The organism is Caviibacterium pharyngocola, assembly GCF_002795405.1.
GTDB classification, from domain to species: Bacteria; Pseudomonadota; Gammaproteobacteria; order Enterobacterales; family Pasteurellaceae; genus Caviibacterium; species Caviibacterium pharyngocola.
In genome coordinates, this window is record NZ_PHGZ01000006.1 from 1 (window position 1) to 19,227 (window position 19,227).

Below are 19,227 nucleotides of genomic sequence, written 5' to 3' on the forward strand. Positions count from 1 at the left end.
TGTGAGAGTAGGGCACCGCTGGGTTTTATTAGTTTAATAAAACATTTAGAAAAACCGTGAGTTGAAAGACTAACGGTTTTTTTATTGTATTTTTTTAGTATAATTTTAGAGAACAATGTTTGAAAATAAGGATAGATAATGACTCCTCCTGAAGATCTGATTAATTCATCTACTCAGCAAGTTATACAAAATAAATATAATTTCTTAGATATGGTTTTCTTAATTATGTGTGCAATATTTTCAGGCGCACAGAATTGCATTGATATTCATCGCTTTGGCAAAATTCACCTGAACCAGTTGCGGAAATACAGTCCGTTTGAACGAGGCATTCCTTCTGATTCAATTATAGCTGACTTTATTTATCGAATTGAACCTGTACAACTTAATGATATTTTTCTGAATTTCGTTAATGAAATACGTCAAAAGAAAGGCAAAAAGCTGATTGAGGTTGACAACGTACTTCTACGCAGTGCATTCACTTCGGAAACTCAAGAATCTTTACATAGCATTAACGTTTATCACAACAAACAGGAACTAACCTTATCGCAACAGAAGCGACTCGGTAAGAAAAATGAAAAAGCCGGCGTGTTGGAAATTTTAGATTGCTTAACTTTGAAAAATACCGTGATTTATATCTATACAATGAATACACAAAAGAAAATAGTAGAAAATATAATCAGTAAAGAAGCAAATTATGTACTGTCAGTCATTGGTTATCAAAGTAAATTTCTTGATGAACTCAATGCTTATTTTCATAAAGTTGAACGAGATTCATCTTTGAAAATCGAACAGTTTGACGAGATTTATTCTCTCTACGGTAGAAATGAACGACAAAGTTATCGGAGACTACCTACAACCGACTGGTTGCGAGAAGCGCGTTCTTGGAAAGGGATTAAATCAGTTATTGAAGCTACTCGCCAACGAGACTATAAAGAAAAAATTCAGGAAGAAAAAGCCTTTTATATTAGTAGTTTAGATAGTGATGTGAAAACGCTGATAAAAGGAATCCGTACACATTGGGCAATAGACCACAAGCCACTTTGGCGACTGGATATTGTATATGAAAAAAATGATTCAGCTAATAAAACTAGCATAGCGGAAAAGATTACTCATTTAAAAGAGTTTGCACAAAACTTTTCTAATCTATATTTAGATGAATCGGATATAACAACTTACCATATTGACTCATTGGATTGTTTCAAGGAAGTTTTACTATTTAAAGAAACCAACTAATAACCCCAAAAAAAGTGCAAGGTTTAAATCATTGTGAATTATCCCTTACACTTATTTTTCTTATTCCTCAACAAATCCGAGCGCTGTTTCTACTACTTCAATACCAGCATTAGGTTTGTGGGCGTTTTCGCTTAAGTGGCGGCGCCATTGGCGGGCGCCTTTGCAGTTTTGGAATGCGCCGAGCATATGGCGGGTGATATGGTTAAGATACACGCCGTCGGAGAGTTGTTCTTCAATATAAGGCAGCATTTTTTCTATCGCTTGACGCGGTGTGATGATGCGGCAATTCGGGTTGAATAGCGCTTGATCAATATAACCGAGTAGCGCCGGATTTTGATAAGCTTCGCGTCCGACCATAACCCCGTCAACATACTGCAAATTCCGTTGCATATCTTCGATCGTTTTAATGCCGCCGTTGATGCTAATGTACAGCTGCGGGAAGTCGGCTTTGAGGCGGTAAACGCGGTCGTAATCCAAAGGCGGAATTTCGCGATTTTCTTTCGGGCTTAATCCGGAAAGCCACGCTTTGCGGGCGTGGATGATAAATTCCTGACAGCCGACATTATGCACTTTTTGGATGAAATCACAGAGAAACTCGTAGCTTTCTAATTCATCAATACCGATTCGAGTTTTAACGGTGACCGGAATTTGCACCGCACTTTGCATTGCAGCGATACATTCGGCGACTAAATCCGCTTTCGCCATTAAGCAAGCGCCGAACATTCCGTTTTGTACACGATCGGACGGGCAGCCGACGTTTAAGTTAATTTCTTGATAGCCGCGCTGTTCGGCAAGACGGGCGCAATGTTGTAATTGTTGCGGATCGCTGCCGCCGAGTTGTAATGCGACCGCACCTTCTCTGCGGTCAAATGCCAGATGATCATATTTGGCGTGAATAACTGCGCCGGTGGTGACCATTTCGGTGTATAGCAAGGCGTGTCGGCTGAATTGCCGATGAAAATAGCGGCAATGGCGGGTTGTCCAATCCAACATCGGTGCGACGGAAAAGCGTCCGCGATAAAAGTGCGGTGAATTTGAAGGAGAATTTTGTGTCATTTATGTTCTTCTTTACTTTCTTCTTGTATGCGTTGGCGGAAACGTCCCGCCGCAAAATGATAAAAGGGTTTCGGGTTGAATTGGCGGGAAATAATCGAAGCGATAAGGCTACCGATTAACAGCCAAAATAAAACGGGTTGACAGCCGGTCATTTCCATTACGATGACGCTTGCGGTGACAGGCGATTGCGTTGCGCCGGCTAAAAATGCCGCCATACAAAGCAATACGAGCAAACGTTGATCGACCACGCCGCCGGTTAAGTTCCAAATTTGCACGCCGATACCGGCGCCGGTGGTCAATGACGGCGTAAAAATACCGCCGGCGATACCCGTCCAATAGGTTGCTACGGTGGCGAATAATTTACTGATGCCAAGATCCGCTTGCGTCGGTTGTCCGTCTAGGGCGGCGGCAACTACGTTATAACCGGTTCCGAAGGTTTGCCCGTTGGTGTAACTGCCTAATGCGGCAAGTAAAATGCCTAACATTGCGGCGGTGTAAATCGGATGGCGGCGGATCCAACCGCGTATTTTTGCAGGTGACACGCCGGCAACACCTTTTGCCAATAAGCGGGCGAAAATGCCACCTAAGACGCCGCACACCACGCCGCATAAGGCGACCCATAAAAACATATAAGGCACACTGGTTTCGCCTTTATATTGCGGAAAGTAAGGATTATTTCCTTGAATGGCGACTAAGATGAAACCTGCCGCGAGCACGCCGAGTAGCACGCGGCGTTCCCAGCGCAAAAGTACGCCTCTGCCGAGTTCTTCAATAGCGAAAACCACACCGGCTAAAGGCGCATTAAAGGCTGCGGCTAACCCGCCTGCCGCGCCGGTTGCCATTAGTTCGTTAGCGGTTAATCCGTTAAAAGCGACGCCGTGCTTGCGGCATAAATTTCCCCACGCACTCATCACTGCCGCGCCGACTTGTACGGATGGTCCTTCGCGCCCGACGGATGCGCCGAGCAACATCGCCAAAAATGTCAGCGGAATTTTCCATAAAGTTTGCCAAAAAGCGACCAAGCGCAGCTTATTCGCACCGTGCGGTAAATTAATCGACGCGATAACTTGCGGAATACCACTGCCCGCCACATAAGGCGTGTATTTAGGTGTGAACCAAGCCAACAGCGCCAAGCCGGCAGGCAGAACGATCCATACGGCAAGCGGGTATTTCGCCGACCAATGGGCGTTCCATTCCAAACCTAAATCGGCAAGTAAAGCAAAGCCGAGAGAAAACAGCGCAACTAAGGCGGCGCCGATAAGCAAACAGGCGAATTCTATACTTTTGCGCGAAATGCGATGTGTTTGACGAAGTTTTTTATGTAATGCGTAACGTATTCTGCCGCTAAAATTTACTGAATCGGTCATAATGTTTAATGACGTAATTATTTTGGCGGAATTATATCAGTTTTGCCGTCGAATTGCATAACAACGGATAAGTCGCGCGGCAATGGCAATCGGCTGAAATACTAAAAGTGCGGTTAAAAAAGGCAAGGTTTTTATTCTTAAATCCAGCGCAAAGAAATTCAGGGCGAAAATTCGCCCCGAATGTCGATTTAGTCCGCAAGCAATACGCTTTCCAAGGCAATTTCAATCATTTCGTTGAAGGTTAATTGGCGTTCTTCCGCGGTGGTTTGTTCGTGCGTGCGAATGTGATCGGAGACGGTGCAAATGGCAAGGGCTTTGGCGCCGTATTCCGCCGCCACGGCATAAATGCCCGCCGCTTCCATTTCCACGCCTAAAATACCGTATTTTTCCATTACATCGAACATTTCCACATCCGGCGTATAAAATAAATCGGCGGAGAACAAATTGCCGACTTTTACCGCCACGCCTTTATTTTTCGCCGCTTGGACCGCCGCTTGGGTCATTTCGAAATCTGCGATTGCGGCGAAATCATTGTCTTTAAAGCGAATCCGGTTGACTTTGGAATCCGTACAGGCGCCCAAGCCGATCACGACATCGCGCAGTTTGACATCCGCGCGCACGGCGCCGCAAGAGCCGACGCGAATAATTTTTTTCACGCCGTATTCGGTAATGAGTTCTTTGGCGTAAATGGAACAAGACGGAATGCCCATTCCGTGCCCCATTACCGAGACGCGGCGACCTTTATATGTTCCCGTATAGCCGAACATATTGCGCACATCGGTCACTTGTTCGGCATTTTCTAAAAAGGTTTCGGCGATATATTTGGCGCGCAGCGGATCGCCCGGCATTAACACGACATCGGCAAATGCGCCGGCGGGGGCGTTAATATGTGGAGTCATAACTAAAAATCCTCTTGGTTGAATTGAATGATTGCTGTTCCGTAGTCCATTGATGATAACCCGAAATAAGCGGCGATGGTTTGTCCGATATCGGCGAACGTGTTGCGCTTACCTAAAAATTGCTTCGGAATATGCGCGCCGTAAATTAATACCGGAATATATTCCCGCGTGTGATCCGAACCTTGCCAAGTAGGATCGCAGCCGTGATCGGCGGTGAAAATAATCATATCCTCATCGGTGACCAATTCCAATAATTCCGGCAAGCGCCGATCGAAATATTCCAGTGCGCCGGCATAGCCCGCCACATCGCGACGATGACCGAAATCCGAGTCGAAATTCACAAAATTGGTGAAAACTATCGTATTTTCACCCGCTCTTTTCATTTCAACAAGGGTTTTGTCGAACAATTCCGCCAAACCTGTGGCTTTCACCTTTTTAGTGATACCGGTGTGGGCGTAAATATCGGCGATTTTCCCGATGGAAACTACTTCGCCTTGTTTTTCTTCGGTTAATTTTTGCAAAACGGTTTTTGCCGGCGGCTCTACGGCGTAATCTTTACGATTTCCCGTGCGGCTGAATTCGCCTGCTTTGGCGCCGACAAACGGGCGTGCAATGACGCGACCAATGTTGTAGTCGGCAAGTTCCTCGCGCACGATTTGGCAGAGCTCGTATAATTTTTCTAAGCCGTAAGTTTCTTCGTGGCAAGCGATTTGGAAAACAGAATCTGCCGAGGTGTAGAAAATCGGTTTACCGGTTTTCATATGTTCTTCGCCGAGCTGATCCAAAATCACCGTGCCGGAAGAATGACAATTTCCCAAATAACCCGGAGTTGCTGCCTTTTCCACAATGCGATCGAGCAAGTCTTGCGGGAAGCTGTTTTGCCGTTCGGGAAAATAACCCCAATCGAATAACACCGGTACGCCGGCGATTTCCCAATGGCCGGACGGCGTATCTTTGCCCGATGAAATTTCTTGCGCATAGGCATAACCGCCGAGAAGTTTCGGTGTCGGATTTAATCCCGCCGGTAGCGTGCCGGCGGCTTGTTCGGCGGCAAGTCCCAGACCTAATTTTTCTAAATTCGGAATGTGCAACGCACCTTGACGTTCCGCCGTATCCGCTTTGCCTTCCGCACAATATTGCGCAATGTGACCCAAGGTATTTGCGCCTTGATCGCCGAATTTTTCGGCATCTTGGGCGGCGCCGATTCCGAAGGAATCTAACATCATTATAAATACACGTTTCATTTTTATTTACCTCTTTCGCAAACGTTTACTTAGCGCCAATGTGACAACACCACGAACAATGTCGTGGTGTCGTATAAATAAAACTCGCTTAAATCATACCGCACTTTTTACAGCGCCGCACCACTTAATCCGATAAATAATCCGGCGATTGTCGCGCTCATTAAGTTCGCCAAGGAACCGGCGATCACTGCCTTGATCCCTAAACGAGCGATATCGCCGCGGCGATTCGGCGCCATTCCGCCCAAGCCACCGATCAAAATGGCGATGGAACTGAAGTTGGCAAAGCCGCAAAGGGCGAAGGTGATAATCGCTTTGGTTTTATCCGCTAATTGCACGGCGGCGTCCGGCGCCAAATACGGCGTAAATTCCAAATAGCCGACAAATTCGTTAATGGCTAATTTCGTGCCGATCATTCGTCCCGCGATTTCTGCTTCTTCCCAAGGTACGCCGATAATCCAAGCCAATGGTTTGAAAATCCACCCAAAGATCATTCCAAGGGATAACTCCGGCAAATCGAACCAGCCGCCGACACCGCTTAAAATACCGTTAATTAACGCGATTAATGCCACGAAAGCGATTAACATTGCGCCGACATTTAAGGCTAATTGCATACCGGAAGATGCGCCGCCCGCTGCGGCATCCAAAATATTCGCCGGTTTTTCCAATTCGACGTTTTCAATGTTATCGTTAAATTTTTCCGTTTGCGGCAACATAATTTTGGCGAACAACAATCCCGCCGGCGCCGCCATAAAGGAGGCTGCGATTAAATAAGTAAGCGGCACGCCCATTCCGGCATAACCCGCCATTACGGAGCCTGCGATAGACGCCAAGCCGCCGCACATTACCGCAAATAATTCCGATTCGGTCATTTTGCCGATATAAGGTTTCACCACCAACGGTGCTTCCGTTTGACCGACGAAAATGTTTGCTGCCGCCGACATTGATTCCGCTTTCGAAGTGCCGAGCGCTTTTTGCAATGCACCGCCGATCACTTTAATAATCCATTGCATTATGCCGACGTAATACAGCAATGAAATTAATGCGGAGAAAAAGACAATGCTCGGTAGCACTTTCACTGCGAAGACAAAACCGACATTGTTCGTATCGGCAAGTCCGCCGAATACGAAAGCAATCCCTTCGTTGCCGTATGAAATCACTTTTGCCACGCCGTCCGCCATTGCCTGCAGAATATGACGACCCGCCGGCACATAAAGAATTAATGCGCCCATTGCGATTTGAATCACAAGCGCGCCGACGACCGTGCGCAAGTTAATCCGTTTGCGGTTATTGGAAAGCAACACCGCGATGCCTAATAAAACAAAGATACCGATCACGCTGATTAAGGTATTCATATAAGCGTTTCCTTTTAGAAAGAACGAGTTTAAATAACGCGTTAATTCTACAATCTTTTGTAGGCAAAATCTTGTAAAAAACCGAGAAATGTGAAAGCAAGCGATTGCGTCATGGCGCGCAGGCAAAGGAATGTGTGATTTTTTAAACGATTCGGCTATATCTTATTCCGATTATCTTGTTGGGATAAATGCGTTTTTCCATTATGATGAACAGGATAAGAAAAATGATATGAAGAATATGAAGCATAAATTTCGGGTTTTACCTAAAACAAGTTGGACGGCGGGATCGTTTTGGTCGTTTGAATTCAAACCGCTTGCCGTATTACTTTTTGCGCTGACCATAATGGGATTCGGTGAAGGACTACTATTATTATCGAATTTCGGCTCCGCGCCTTGGACGGTATTATCGCAAGGCGTGGCGCTGCAAGGTCATTTTAGCGTCGGCTGGGCGTCGTTGATTATTAGCTGCTTGGTGATGTTGATGTGGTTTCCGTTGAAATTGCGCGTGGGTATCGGCACGCTGTTGAATATCGTTGTCATCGCGTTATTGCTCGGCGCCACAACCGCTTATATGCCGCAGCCGGAGACGTTGGGCGAACGGCTTATTTATGCGCTGATCGGCATTTTATTATTCGGCGTCGGCTCCGCTTTTTATTTAACTGCACACCAAGGCGCCGGCCCGCGCGACGGATTAATGGTCGGACTGTGTTATCGTTTTCGGTTGAAAATCGGCACAGTGCGAACCGTCTTGGAAGTCGGTGTGTGCGCGCTGGGATTTTTGTTGGGCGGTACGGTCGGCATCGGCACTTTGTTTTTCGCTTTCTCAATCGGTTGGATTATGCAATTAACCCTTTCCGCCATTGTTTTTTTACACCGGTTCGTCGCACCGCCGCAGGCATAAAGTGCGGTGATTTTTTCGTGACTTTCTTCCGCTCGGCGAATCGGTTAAAATACACGCCGATATCATCGAAATAAGGAATCTCTATGCCGACCATTAGCGTTGCAATGATTGTAAAAAACGAACAGCAAGATCTCGCCGCCTGTCTTGATACGGTCAAGGATTGGGTGAATGAAATCGTGATTTTGGATTCGGGCAGTTCGGATAATACGCAAGAAATCGCCTTGCAATACGGCGCAAAATTTTATGTCAATACCGATTGGCAAGGTTTTGGCAAACAACGCCGATTGGCGCAACAATACGTGACCGGCGATTATGTTTTATGGTTGGATGCCGATGAACGCGTGAGCGATACGTTGCGCCAATCCATATTAAGTGCGGTGGAAAAAGATGCCGAAAATACGGTTTATCAACTGCCTCGGCTAAGCGAAGTGTTCGGGCGCCAAATCAAACATTCCGGCTGGTATCCGGATTATGTGGTGCGATTATATCGACGCGATTTTGCCCGATACGGCGAGGAATTGGTGCACGAAAGAGTACATTATCCCGCCGATGCTACGGTACAAAAATTAAGCGGCGATTTATACCATTATACCTATAAAGATATTCATCATTATTTGGTCAAATCCGCCGGCTATGCCAAAGCTTGGGCGGAACAAAAAGCGCAGGCGGGCAAAAAAGGCAGCTTATGGCAAGGCGTTACCCACGCCCTCGGTTGTTTCTTAAAAATGTATTTTCTCAAAGCCGGATTTTTAGACGGCAAACAAGGCTTTTTGCTTGCGTTGTTATCCACTCATTCCACCTTCGTGAAATACGCCGATCTTTGGCTAAGAACGAAAGATAAATAACATAAAAGTGCGGTAAAAATACCGCACTTTTTACCATTGGGCGCGAATAAACGGAATAATTTCCTGTAATGCTTGATCAATATTAATCACGGTCAAATCCATTTGCACAGCTTTGTCGCGCGGCGGACAAAATGCGATATGGCGGTTCGGCTCATTAATCGGTTGCCAACGCAACGGCAGCGCCGAACGTCGGCTCGGATAAAATCCCACGGTGGCAATATTCAACGCGCCGCTGAGGTGCAGCGGGCCGGTGGAGCCGGCGATAAACAAATCGGCGCAAGCTAAAGAATGTGCGAAATCCACTAAGCCGTCGTTTTTATCATAAATCACCACATTCGGATGATTGACTTGTCCGGCTAATCGCTGCGCTTTTTCGCTTTCATTCGGGCCGGCGGTTAACACCACATAGGCATCGAATTCCGCCAGTAAACCTTGAATCAACTGCGTATATTGGTCTAACGACAGATTATTCGCAGATCCGCCGGAACCGCTATGTACGAAAATCCATTTTTTGTCCGCAGAAATATTCAGTAAACGGCTTAACATTTCTTGCTGATTTTGCACCGCACTTTGGTCAAAGGACAAATAAGGCGGTTCGGGCGATTGCGCGGTGATATGGTGATCCTGCAAAAAACGATAGGCTAAATCCATATTGTAGGCAAATTCCGGTTTTGCCGATTGCGAGCGGCGCTGGGTCAGGCGGCGGTTATATAAAAATTGAAATAATTTCGTCGCCGGCGCCAAACGGTATGGAATCGCGCTTTTCCACGTTAGTTTGGCATTATACCAATCGGACACAAAACTGATGACTGCATCGAATCGTTGCGCTTTGATTTCGTTAAGCACGCGATTGAATTCCGCGCGATCTTTTTTATCTTTCGCGTCGATTATCACCTGATCAATATAAGGACAAATTTCCGCCAACGGCGCGGTATATTGCGGAACAAGTGCGGTGATTTCGAGCATCGGATCGGATTTTTTCAACAGCGCCAAGGCAGGAAAGGAAAGCACGAAATCGCCCAATTTATCGTTACGGATTACAAGTAGTTTTCGCATAGTCATTTTAGTCAAAGAGAAAAATGACATTATTCTAACAAATTTAACCGCACTTTACAGCGCAGCTTGCGGCGCCTCGGTGATTTTTTACCTTGCTTTTTTCATAAAAAAGAGTATAATCCACAGGCTTTTTGTCTATATACACAGAGAAAAAAGTAAGCATTCCCACGCCTTCGATGTGGGTTTTCTTTTCGTTTAAACATTTAGAGGAAGGTTATGGTAACCATTCGTTTAACTCGTGGCGGAGCTAAAAAACGCCCATTTTATCAAATCGTTGTAGCTGACAGCCGTAGCCCGCGCGACGGTCGTTTTATCGAGCGTGTCGGTTTCTTCAACCCATTGGCGACCGGTAATGCGGAACGCGTACGCATCAACTTAGATCGCGTAAATCACTGGGTCGGTCAAGGCGCATCTTTATCCGATCGCGTTGCAACATTGGTAAAAGAAGCTCAAAAAGCCGCATAAGCGGATTTTGAACGGTTTTACAGGTGAATAAAATGGAACAACAAAGAATCGAAGTCGTTGGCAAATTAGGTTCGACATACGGTATTCGCGGTTGGTTGCGTGTTTATTCATCAACGGAACAAGCCGAAAGTATCTTTGACTATCAACCTTGGTTTTTAAGAATCAAAGGGCAATGGCAACCGGCAGAATTAGAAAGCTGGAAACATCATAATCACGAATTAATCGTGAAATTAAAAAACGTGAACGAACGCGAAACCGCGCAGACATTGACTAATGTCGAAATCGGCGTGGATTTATCCGCATTCCCGCAATTAGATGACGGCGATTACTATTGGCACGATTTAATCGGCTGCCGAGTAGTGAATTTGCAAGGTTATGAAATGGGAACCGTGCGCGAAATGATGGAAACCGGTTCTAACGACGTATTGGTTGTACGCGCGTCGATGAAAGATGCTTTCGGAAAACAAGAACGGTTAATTCCGTTTTTGTACGAACAAGTAGTTAAAAGAGTCGATCTCACCACAAAGACTATTGAAGTGGATTGGGATGCCGGTTTCTAACCTCAGGTATGTCGTGCGGCTTTTGCAGTAACATTTTGACACAAAGGTAATAAAAATGTGGATTGGGATTATTAGTCTTTTCCCGGAAATGTTCAAAGCTGTCACGGAATTCGGGGTAACGGGACGAGCCGTTAAACAAAATCTTCTGCAAGTTCAATGTTGGAATCCGCGCGATTTCACCTTTGACAAACATAAAACCGTGGACGACCGTCCTTATGGCGGCGGACCGGGAATGTTAATGATGGTGCAGCCTTTGCGCGACGCCATCCGTGCGGCGAAAGCCGCGGCGGGAGAAGGTGTGAAAGTCATTTATCTTTCACCGCAAGGACGTAAATTGGAACAAGCCGGCGTAACGGAACTCGCACAAAATCAAAAAATGATTTTAGTCTGCGGACGTTATGAAGGCATTGACGAACGATTGATTCAAACTGAAATCGATGAAGAATGGTCAATCGGCGATTACGTTCTCACCGGCGGGGAATTGCCGGCAATGACATTAATTGATGCCGTTGCACGATTTATTCCCGGCGTATTGGGTAAACAAGCCTCCGCGCAAGAGGATTCTTTTGCGGAAGGATTATTGGATTGTCCGCATTATACGCGACCGGAAAGTTTAGACGGTTTAATCGTACCGCCCGTGCTGATGTCGGGAAATCACGAAGAAATTCGCAAATGGCGCTTGAAAAAATCGCTGGAACGAACGTGGTTACGACGCCCTGAGCTATTGGAAAGCCTAGCTCTGACTGACGAACAAAAGAAACTGTTAAGGTTAATTCAAACCGAACACAGTGTAATCAGTTAACTCTAGGATTAATTTAAAAGGTTATTATTATGAGTAACATCATTAAACAAATCGAACAAGAACAGTTAAAACAAAACGTACCTAGCTTCCGCCCGGGTGATACTTTAGAAGTTAAAGTATGGGTAGTTGAAGGTAGCAAACGTCGTCTGCAAGCATTCGAAGGCGTGGTTATCGCAATTCGTAACCGCGGCTTGCACAGTGCTTTCACATTGCGTAAAGTATCTAACGGTGTAGGCGTTGAGCGTGTATTCCAAACTCACTCACCGGCAGTTGACAGCATTGCGGTTAAACGTAAAGGTGCGGTACGTAAAGCGAAACTTTACTACTTACGTGAGCGTAGCGGTAAATCTGCACGTATCAAAGAACGTCTTGGCGAATAATTTATCGCAAATCGAAAAGGCTTGGGTATCTAAGCCTTTTTTATGACGAAATTTTCATAAAAAATACCGCACTTTTTAAAAGTGCGGTGGTTTTTTTAAGAAATTTATACGGTGGTTTTCGCCAGTTTCGACCAGTTGTAATAACCGTAAAGGGAGTTGAGCAAATATGCGCCGTACATTAAATACATTGCCGGTGTTTCCGCCCAAAGCACGATGGATAAAACGTTGATTACAATCCAAAGAATCCATTGTTCGCTATAACGCAAGATCATTAATAATTGCGCAGCGATAACTAACACCGTCGTCACACCGTCCAAGCCGATAGAATTACCGTCGGTGGTTTTTAAAATGCTGATAAAGGCAAAGGAACCGATGACCACGGCGGCAATCAGAACCGCCCAACCTTTTACCGAAAGGAATTTCGCAATTACGGTTTCGTTTTCGCTATTTGCATTGCGCATATTTTCTTTCCATAAGAAATAGCCGATAAATTGCGCCGGAATATACACATATAAAGTGGTGGTCATTTCGCCATAAAATTTATTGTCTAACGAAACGTAAAAATAGCTGTAAGCGAAGATTAAGCCGAAGAAATAGTTACTGATTTTCCCTTTGCCCACAAACACCACGCATAAAATTCCCGAAATACCGGCAATAACTTCTAAAACGGAAACCGGATCTTGCACATAGGCAAAAATTTGCGCCGCGAGGAAAATAAACAACCAAATCACTTCGAAAGGTTTCCAGCCGCCGAAGAATTCGTTTTTGAGTTGGGTTAAACTGAGGTTCATAATACCGTCCTTAATTTAAAAATAAAATCGAGCCGATTTTTGCACCGCACTTTTAAAAAGTCAAGTAAAAGCTACATTTTTGGCTTATTTCTTTATTTTGACGGTAAAATTGTAGTATATATTTTCATATCTTTTTTAGCCCAAGATCGTTAAAATAGCCGCCCGTTTTATTGTTAATGAAGTAAAGAAAAGAGAAGTTATGTCGTTTGCAGTCGGTCAACGTTGGATCAGTGAAAGTGAAAATAATCTGGGTTTGGGTATTATTACTGCGCGGGATAACCGCACGGTGACGATCACCTTTCCCGCTTCGGAAGAAGTGCGTATTTACGCGCTTGCCGGTGCGCCTTTGATACGCGTGGCGTTTCAAATCGGCGATCAGATTACCCATCAAACCGGCTGGCAAGGACAAGTGCTCGATGTAACGGAAAAAAACGAGCTGCTTTTTTATTGGGTTCGCCGTAACGATAACGCCGAAGAATGTCTTGTGCGTGAAATCGAGCTTAACGCGCAAATCACCTTCAGTAAACCACAAGAACGCTTATTTAGCGCGCAGCTTGATCGTAATGATCACTTTGCCTTGCGTTATCAAACCTTGTGTCATCAACAGGCGCAATTTCAATCGTCGTTACGCGGCTTGCGCGGCACGCGGGCGAGTTTAATTCCGCATCAACTTTATATCGCGCAAGAAGTCGGGAATCGCGTGGCGCCGCGCGTGCTGCTTGCCGATGAAGTCGGTTTGGGCAAAACTATTGAAGCGGGAATGATTTTGCAGCAACAGCTTTTTTCCGAACGGGTGGAACGCGCACTGATTTTGGTACCGGAAAATTTACAACATCAATGGCTGGTGGAAATGTTGCGGCGATTTAATTTGCCCTTCGCCTTATTTGATGAAGAACGCTGCGCGGATTTCGACCAAACGGAAAACCGATCGGCGGAAAATCCGTTCCATTCCGAATCCTTGATTCTTTGTTCGATAGATTGGCTGCTTGCACAACCGCATCGCGCCGCGCAGTTGGATGAAGCGGAATTTGATTTATTGATCGTCGATGAAGCGCATCACTTGGAATGGTCGCCGACGGGCGCAAGCGACGCCTATCGACTGGTCGAACGCCTAAGTCGCCGTATCGCCGCCGTGTTATTGCTCACCGCCACGCCGGAACAACTCAGCGAAGAAAGCCATTTCGCACGTTTAAGCCTGTTGGATCCTGCGCGGTTTTATGATTACGACGCTTTTGTGCAGGAACAGCGGCAATATCGTCCGGTTGCCGAAGCGGTGCAAAGTTTACTGGCGGACAAGCCGCTAAGTCGAGAAGAACAAAATCATTTAACGGAATTATTATCGGAACAGGATATCGAACCGAGCTTAAAGGTGATTCAATCGCAAGCGGATGACGCGCTTCGTCGGCAAGCGCGGCAAAGTTTAATCGGCGATTTAATCGATCGCCACGGCACGGGACGTTTATTGTTCCGCAACACAAGACAAAGTGTCAAAGGCTTTCCGCAGCGCGTTTATCATCAAATTAATCTGCCGTTGCCGGCACAATATGCCAATGCGTTGAATGTGTTGGCACGTTTCGGTGAATTGGAAACGGCGGAACAGTTTTATCCGGAACAGCTGTTTCAGCGCTTAAATCCGCAAGCAAATTGGTGGGATTTCGATCCGCGCATTACTTGGTTGCTGGATTTTTTACTCCGCTATGCTGATGAAAAAATTCTGCTGATTTGTCATCAAGCGGAAACGGTGGTTCAACTGGAACGTATTTTGCGCGAAAAAGACGCGGTGCGTTGCGCGGTGTTTCACGAACGAATGTCGATTGTCGAACGCGATCGGGCGGCGGCGTATTTTGCTCAACAAGAAGGCGGTGCGCAGGTTTTATTGAGTTCAAGTATCGGTTCGGAAGGACGAAATTTCCAATTCGCTTGCCGTTTAGTGCTGTTTAATTTGCCGGATAATCCCGATTTGTTGGAACAATGTATCGGGCGGCTGGATCGTATCGGGCAGCAGCGCGATATTCAAATTTATGCGCCTTGTTTCACCGACACGCCTGCCGCGCGCTTGGCGCAATGGTATCACGACGGCTTAAACGCTTTTGAAGAAACTTGTCCGATGGGCGCGACCTTGTTTGCAAAGTGCGGTGAAAAATTGCAGTATTTTTTACAAAATCCCACCGCACTTGAAGAATTCGATGTCTTTATTCGTCGCACGCGCGAGGAGCGTCAAGGTTTAAAAACCTTATTGGAATCCGGTCGTGATCGTTTGTTGGAACTAAATTCCAACGGCGGCGAGCGGGCGGAAAGCTTAGCGCAGCGTATCGCCGAAACGGACTGTGAATCACAACTGATTGATTTTGCGTTGAATTTATTCGATATTATCGGTTTCGAACAAGAAGATTCGGGCGAGAAAACCATTGTGCTACATCCGACGGGAACAATGTTGATCCCGAATTTTCCGGGCGTGAAAGAGGAGGGCGTTACCGTCACCTTCGATCGCCGCTTGGCGCTTGCCAGAGAAGACATCGAGTTTCTTACTTGGGATCACCCGATGATTCGTCACGGCATCGATTTGATCGCATCGGGCGAGTTGGGCAAAAGTGCGGTGGCTTTTTTACTGAATAATGCCTTGCCGGCGGGAACATTGTTGCTGGAAACGATTTTTATTGTAGAAACGCAAGCGCCGAAAGGATTACAATTAAACCGATTTTTACCGCCGACGCCGATTCGCTTGCTGTTGGATGCCAAAGGCAACGATTTGGCGCCGCAAGTGTCTTTCGCCAAGCTGCAAAAACAACTCAAACCTATGGGTAAAAGCACCGGCAATCAAGTGGTGAAAATGTTACGTCCGCAAATCGAAAGTTTGATTCGCACGGCGGAACAAAAAGCGAAAAAGGCGTCGAATACGGTGATCAAACAAGCGCAGCGGGTGGCGGACGAAGCCTTAACGGCAGAATGGAACCGGCTGACGGCGTTGCGCGCGGTGAATCCGGCGATTCGTCCGGATGAAATCGAAATGCTGGCAACGCAACGCGAACAAGCTTTAACAGCGATCCGGCAGGCGACGTGGCGATTGGATTGCTTACGCGTGATCGTCAGCAATAAATCCTAACAATTTGATAAAAAAGAGAAAATAATGGCGTTAATCGAATATAATCCGCCGACGGAACCTTGGCTGGATATTATTTATCGCGATGATCATATCTTGTTGGTCAATAAACCGAGCGGTTTGCTTTCCGTACCCGGCAACCAGCCGCAATATTATGACAGCGCAATGTCGCGGGTGAAGGAAAAATACGGTTTTTGCGAACCGGCACACCGACTGGATATGGCGACCAGCGGCATTTTGTTGTTCGCGATGAGTAAATTGGCGGATAAAGAATTAAAACGTCAATTCCGCGAACGCGAACCGAAAAAAAGCTATCAAGCGTTGGTTTGGGGGCATTTGGAGCAGGATTGCGGCACGGTGGATTTACCGTTGATTTGCGATTGGGAAAATCGCCCGCGGCAGAAAATTTGTTTCGAAACGGGTAAAAGTGCGGTGACAAATTATGAAGTTTTGCAACGCTTGCCGAATAACACCACGCGCGTGAATTTAATGCCGATTACCGGACGTTCGCACCAGTTGCGATTGCATATGTTAGCCTTGGGACACCCGATTTTAGGCGATAAATTTTATGCGTCGCCATTGGCAAAAAGTTTGTCGCCGCGCTTGTGTTTACACGCCCAAAGCTTGCAAATCGCCCATCCGCAAAGCGGTGAAATTTTACATTTCGAGTGTGCACCGGAATTCTAGGCGCTGACACAAACGAGAAAAATCGCGTAATAATAGTGAGAATTGTCCGTCGGAATGTTACAATTCCGCACAAATTAAACACAAAGAGATAACATTATGGCACGTCAAAAGAAAACCCGCCGAATCACCGATATTATGCCCGCTCGCAAGGCGGATAAGCGCGCCGAGCCGCCGAAAAGCCGCAACGGGCGCAAACCGACGCGTTACGAATTGGACGAAAAAGCGCGTGAAGAAAAAAGAAAGAAAAAACACAAAGGTTTAGCTTCCGGATCGCGTCACAGCGCAGTGGATAATCAGCAAAACGCCGTGCAAAAAACGGTGAAAGATCCGCGAATCGGTAGCCGTAAAAAAGTGCCGTTGGTGGTGGAATTTGTCAACAAACCGGAAAAAGGTTTGACCATTCCGCCGGTGCAGCCGCAAGAAAACGTGAAAGCGCGCGATCCGATGTTGGAATTGGAACAATTAGAAAACAACGAATGTTTGAATCAATTATTGGACGAATTGGATGCCGGTAAAAAACTCAGCGCGGAAGATCAACGATTCGTGGACGATTGTCTGGCGCGTATCGCCGAACTAATGGACGAACTCGGTATTAAAGACGACGAAGAAAACGAGGAAGATTTATACCGCACTTTTGAAACAATCGATATTAATCAATTCAGATAAATTATGTGGACCACCGTATTATTGCTCCTCGGCGCGGGCATTATCGCCGCATTAGCCGGCTATGCCGTATATTTGTTGCTTGCGTTGCAAAAGCAGAAACTGGCGTTTCGTCAACTGCGCGCCGCGCGTGAAAAACGCCTCAAAGAGAGTATTGTGATTATCGCCAAAGCAATGCAAAATGGCGATTGCAATCATTCCGAAGGCGTATTGCGTTTAAAAATGTTGTTGGATCCGTTGGGTAAATCCTTGAAAAACTATACCTCAATGTTTGAATTATACGGCGTGGTGGCGGATATGCCGACCCACGAAGCGCATCGAAATTTGAAAAATAACGAGCGTATGCGCTTGGATTTACAACGGGAAAGCGCGGAAGCCGAGTTAGAAGAAAAAATAATGTCGGAAGTACGTCAATTATTAGTGGATATGGAAAAGTAGGGGGAAGGTAATGTCGGAAATAATGTGGGATTTGGCATTAATTCAAAAATATAATCAATCCGGGCCGCGTTACACCTCATACCCGACCGCGCTGGAATTCAATTCGGATTATACGGACGAGGATTTTAAACACGCGGCGGCGCGCTATCCTGAACGTCCGTTATCGCTTTATGTGCATATTCCGTTTTGTCATAAACTCTGTTATTTCTGCGCCTGCAACAAAACTATCACCCGGCACCGCCATAAAGCGGATATTTATTTGGATTATTTGGAAAAAGAAATCCAAACTCGCGCGGCGTTATTTCGCCAACGCACAGTAACGCAAATTCACTGGGGCGGCGGCACGCCCACTTATTTAAGCGAGCAACAATCCGCGCGTTTAATGGCAATGTTGCGCGCGAATTTTACCATTGCGCCGCAAGCGGAAATCAGTATCGAAATGGATCCGCGCGAAATCGAATTATCAATGTTGGAACATTTGCATCGTATCGGGTTTAACCGCATTAGTATGGGCGTGCAAGATTTTAACAAAGACGTGCAAAAAGCGGTGAACCGCGAGCAAGACGAAGATTTTATTCAGGCCTTACTTGTGCGTGCGCGCGAACTGGGTTTTAAATCCACCAATTTGGATTTGATTTACGGCTTGCCGCTGCAAACGGTCGAAAGTTTTATGTTCACTTTGCAAAAAGTGATCGAACTCAATCCCGATCGTCTCAGCGTGTTCAACTACGCGCATTTGCCGAGCCGTTTTGCCGGTCAGGCAAAAATTAAAGATCACCAACTTCCGGCGCCGGAAACCAAACTGACGATTTTGCAAAAAACTATCGAAACGCTAAATGGCGCCGGTTATCGTTTCATCGGAATGGATCACTTCGCTAAACCGGACGATGAACTGGCGATTGCGCAGCAAAACGGCGTGTTACACCGCAATTTCCAAGGTTACACCACACAAGAAGAATGCGATTTGTTAGGCTTGGGCGTATCGGCAATCAGTTTGTTGGGCGATACTTACGCGCAAAATCAAAAAGAATTGAAACATTATTATGCCGCGGTGGAAGAAACCGGTATCGCGCTGCATAAAGGCTTGGTGATGACGCAGGAAGATTGTTTGCGTCGCGATGTGATCAAACAATTAATCTGTAATTTTAAATTGGATTATCAGCCGATCGAACGGCAATATCATATTGATTTCAAAAGCCATTTTGCCGAAGATCTGGAACTGCTACAACCGCTGGCGCAAGACGGATTGATTGCGATTGCACCGAACGGCTTGCAAGTTTCCGCCAAAGGGCGTTTGTTAATCCGCAATATTTGTTTATGTTTCGACACTTATTCCAGACAACAAGCGCGACGCCAACAATTCTCGCGTATCATCTAAACAAAAAGTG

General features: G+C 46.1%; 19 protein-coding genes. 12 read left to right on the forward strand and 7 right to left on the reverse strand.

What is annotated here, in order from left to right; all coding sequences use genetic code 11:
* The first annotated feature begins 138 nt into the window (after positions 1 to 138).
* Entirely contained in the window at positions 139 to 1,233 is a 1,095-nt protein-coding gene (locus CVP04_RS02545; RefSeq protein WP_100295961.1) for an ISAs1 family transposase, read from the forward strand.
* A gap of 60 nt (positions 1,234 to 1,293) precedes the next feature.
* On the opposite strand, the gene dusA is transcribed toward CVP04_RS02545, so the two are convergent.
* The 5 genes from dusA to CVP04_RS02570 form a co-directional block, all read right to left on the reverse strand.
* Entirely contained in the window at positions 1,294 to 2,289 is a 996-nt protein-coding gene (gene dusA, locus CVP04_RS02550; protein ID WP_100295962.1) for a tRNA dihydrouridine(20/20a) synthase DusA, read from the reverse strand.
* The gene (locus CVP04_RS02555) at positions 2,286 to 3,656 is read right to left on the reverse strand and encodes a chloride channel protein (protein ID WP_100295963.1); all 1,371 of its coding nucleotides are present in this window, start codon (positions 3,654 to 3,656) and stop codon (positions 2,286 to 2,288) included. Before CVP04_RS02555 ends, dusA begins: the two co-directional genes overlap by 4 nt.
* Positions 3,657 to 3,844: 188 nt before the next feature.
* Positions 3,845 to 4,555, reverse strand: a complete 711-nt coding sequence (deoD, locus tag CVP04_RS02560) for a purine-nucleoside phosphorylase (protein WP_100295964.1) — start codon at positions 4,553 to 4,555, stop codon at positions 3,845 to 3,847.
* A 2-nt stretch (positions 4,556 to 4,557) separates the two neighbouring features.
* Entirely contained in the window at positions 4,558 to 5,799 is a 1,242-nt protein-coding gene (locus tag CVP04_RS02565; RefSeq protein WP_100295965.1) for a phosphopentomutase, read from the reverse strand.
* Between the two features lie 107 nt (positions 5,800 to 5,906).
* Positions 5,907 to 7,151 carry a NupC/NupG family nucleoside CNT transporter gene (locus tag CVP04_RS02570; RefSeq protein ID WP_100295966.1) on the reverse strand — a complete coding sequence of 415 codons (1,245 nt, stop codon included), beginning with the start codon at positions 7,149 to 7,151 and terminating at the stop codon, positions 5,907 to 5,909.
* Positions 7,152 to 7,389: 238 nt separating this feature from the next.
* Between CVP04_RS02570 and yczE the strand changes: the two genes are divergently transcribed.
* Positions 7,390 to 8,052, forward strand: coding sequence for a membrane protein YczE (gene yczE, locus CVP04_RS02575; protein WP_100296126.1), 663 nt, complete (start codon positions 7,390 to 7,392; stop codon positions 8,050 to 8,052).
* A gap of 83 nt (positions 8,053 to 8,135) precedes the next feature.
* Complete coding sequence (locus CVP04_RS02580; protein ID WP_100295967.1) at positions 8,136 to 8,897, forward strand: glycosyltransferase family 2 protein; 762 nt, start codon at positions 8,136 to 8,138, stop codon at positions 8,895 to 8,897.
* Positions 8,898 to 8,927: 30 nt separating this feature from the next.
* Here the strand turns inward: CVP04_RS02580 and CVP04_RS02585 are convergent, their stop codons facing one another.
* Positions 8,928 to 9,953 carry a glycosyltransferase family 9 protein gene (locus CVP04_RS02585; RefSeq protein WP_100295968.1) on the reverse strand — a complete coding sequence of 342 codons (1,026 nt, stop codon included), beginning with the start codon at positions 9,951 to 9,953 and terminating at the stop codon, positions 8,928 to 8,930.
* A gap of 216 nt (positions 9,954 to 10,169) precedes the next feature.
* Between CVP04_RS02585 and rpsP the strand changes: the two genes are divergently transcribed.
* From rpsP to rplS, 4 genes are read left to right on the forward strand one after another with little or no spacing between them, the layout of a single operon-like run.
* The gene (gene rpsP / locus CVP04_RS02590; RefSeq protein WP_100295969.1) at positions 10,170 to 10,418 is read left to right on the forward strand and encodes a 30S ribosomal protein S16; all 249 of its coding nucleotides are present in this window, start codon (positions 10,170 to 10,172) and stop codon (positions 10,416 to 10,418) included.
* Between the two features lie 32 nt (positions 10,419 to 10,450).
* Positions 10,451 to 10,978, forward strand: a complete 528-nt coding sequence (gene rimM / locus CVP04_RS02595) for a ribosome maturation factor RimM (RefSeq protein WP_100295970.1) — start codon at positions 10,451 to 10,453, stop codon at positions 10,976 to 10,978.
* A 55-nt stretch (positions 10,979 to 11,033) separates the two neighbouring features.
* The gene (gene trmD / locus CVP04_RS02600) at positions 11,034 to 11,780 is read left to right on the forward strand and encodes a tRNA (guanosine(37)-N1)-methyltransferase TrmD (protein ID WP_100295971.1); all 747 of its coding nucleotides are present in this window, start codon (positions 11,034 to 11,036) and stop codon (positions 11,778 to 11,780) included.
* 29 nt (positions 11,781 to 11,809) lie between these two features.
* A complete protein-coding gene (gene rplS / locus CVP04_RS02605) occupies positions 11,810 to 12,160 on the forward strand; it encodes a 50S ribosomal protein L19 (RefSeq protein ID WP_100295972.1) in 351 nt (116 codons plus the stop codon).
* Positions 12,161 to 12,264: 104 nt separating this feature from the next.
* Here rplS and pnuC read toward each other — a convergent pair whose 3' ends face one another.
* On the reverse strand, positions 12,265 to 12,951 hold the full coding sequence (gene pnuC, locus CVP04_RS02610; protein WP_100295973.1) for a nicotinamide riboside transporter PnuC: 687 nt from the start codon (positions 12,949 to 12,951) through the stop codon (positions 12,265 to 12,267).
* A gap of 199 nt (positions 12,952 to 13,150) precedes the next feature.
* Here pnuC and rapA point away from each other — a divergent pair, with 199 nt between their 5' ends.
* The 5 genes from rapA (at position 13,151) to hemN (ending at position 19,217) form a co-directional block, all read left to right on the forward strand.
* On the forward strand, positions 13,151 to 16,054 hold the full coding sequence (gene rapA, locus CVP04_RS02615; protein WP_100295974.1) for an RNA polymerase-associated protein RapA: 2,904 nt from the start codon (positions 13,151 to 13,153) through the stop codon (positions 16,052 to 16,054).
* 24 nt (positions 16,055 to 16,078) lie between these two features.
* Complete coding sequence (rluA, locus tag CVP04_RS02620; RefSeq protein ID WP_100295975.1) at positions 16,079 to 16,738, forward strand: bifunctional tRNA pseudouridine(32) synthase/23S rRNA pseudouridine(746) synthase RluA; 660 nt, start codon at positions 16,079 to 16,081, stop codon at positions 16,736 to 16,738.
* 96 nt (positions 16,739 to 16,834) lie between these two features.
* Positions 16,835 to 17,404, forward strand: coding sequence for a Der GTPase-activating protein YihI (yihI, locus tag CVP04_RS02625; protein ID WP_100295976.1), 570 nt, complete (start codon positions 16,835 to 16,837; stop codon positions 17,402 to 17,404).
* A gap of 3 nt (positions 17,405 to 17,407) precedes the next feature.
* Positions 17,408 to 17,839, forward strand: coding sequence for a DUF2489 domain-containing protein (locus CVP04_RS02630; protein ID WP_100295977.1), 432 nt, complete (start codon positions 17,408 to 17,410; stop codon positions 17,837 to 17,839).
* A 10-nt stretch (positions 17,840 to 17,849) separates the two neighbouring features.
* Positions 17,850 to 19,217: an oxygen-independent coproporphyrinogen III oxidase gene (gene hemN / locus CVP04_RS02635; protein ID WP_100295978.1), complete on the forward strand. Its 1,368-nt coding sequence runs from the start codon at positions 17,850 to 17,852 to the stop codon at positions 19,215 to 19,217.
* Positions 19,218 to 19,227 lie beyond the last annotated feature (10 nt).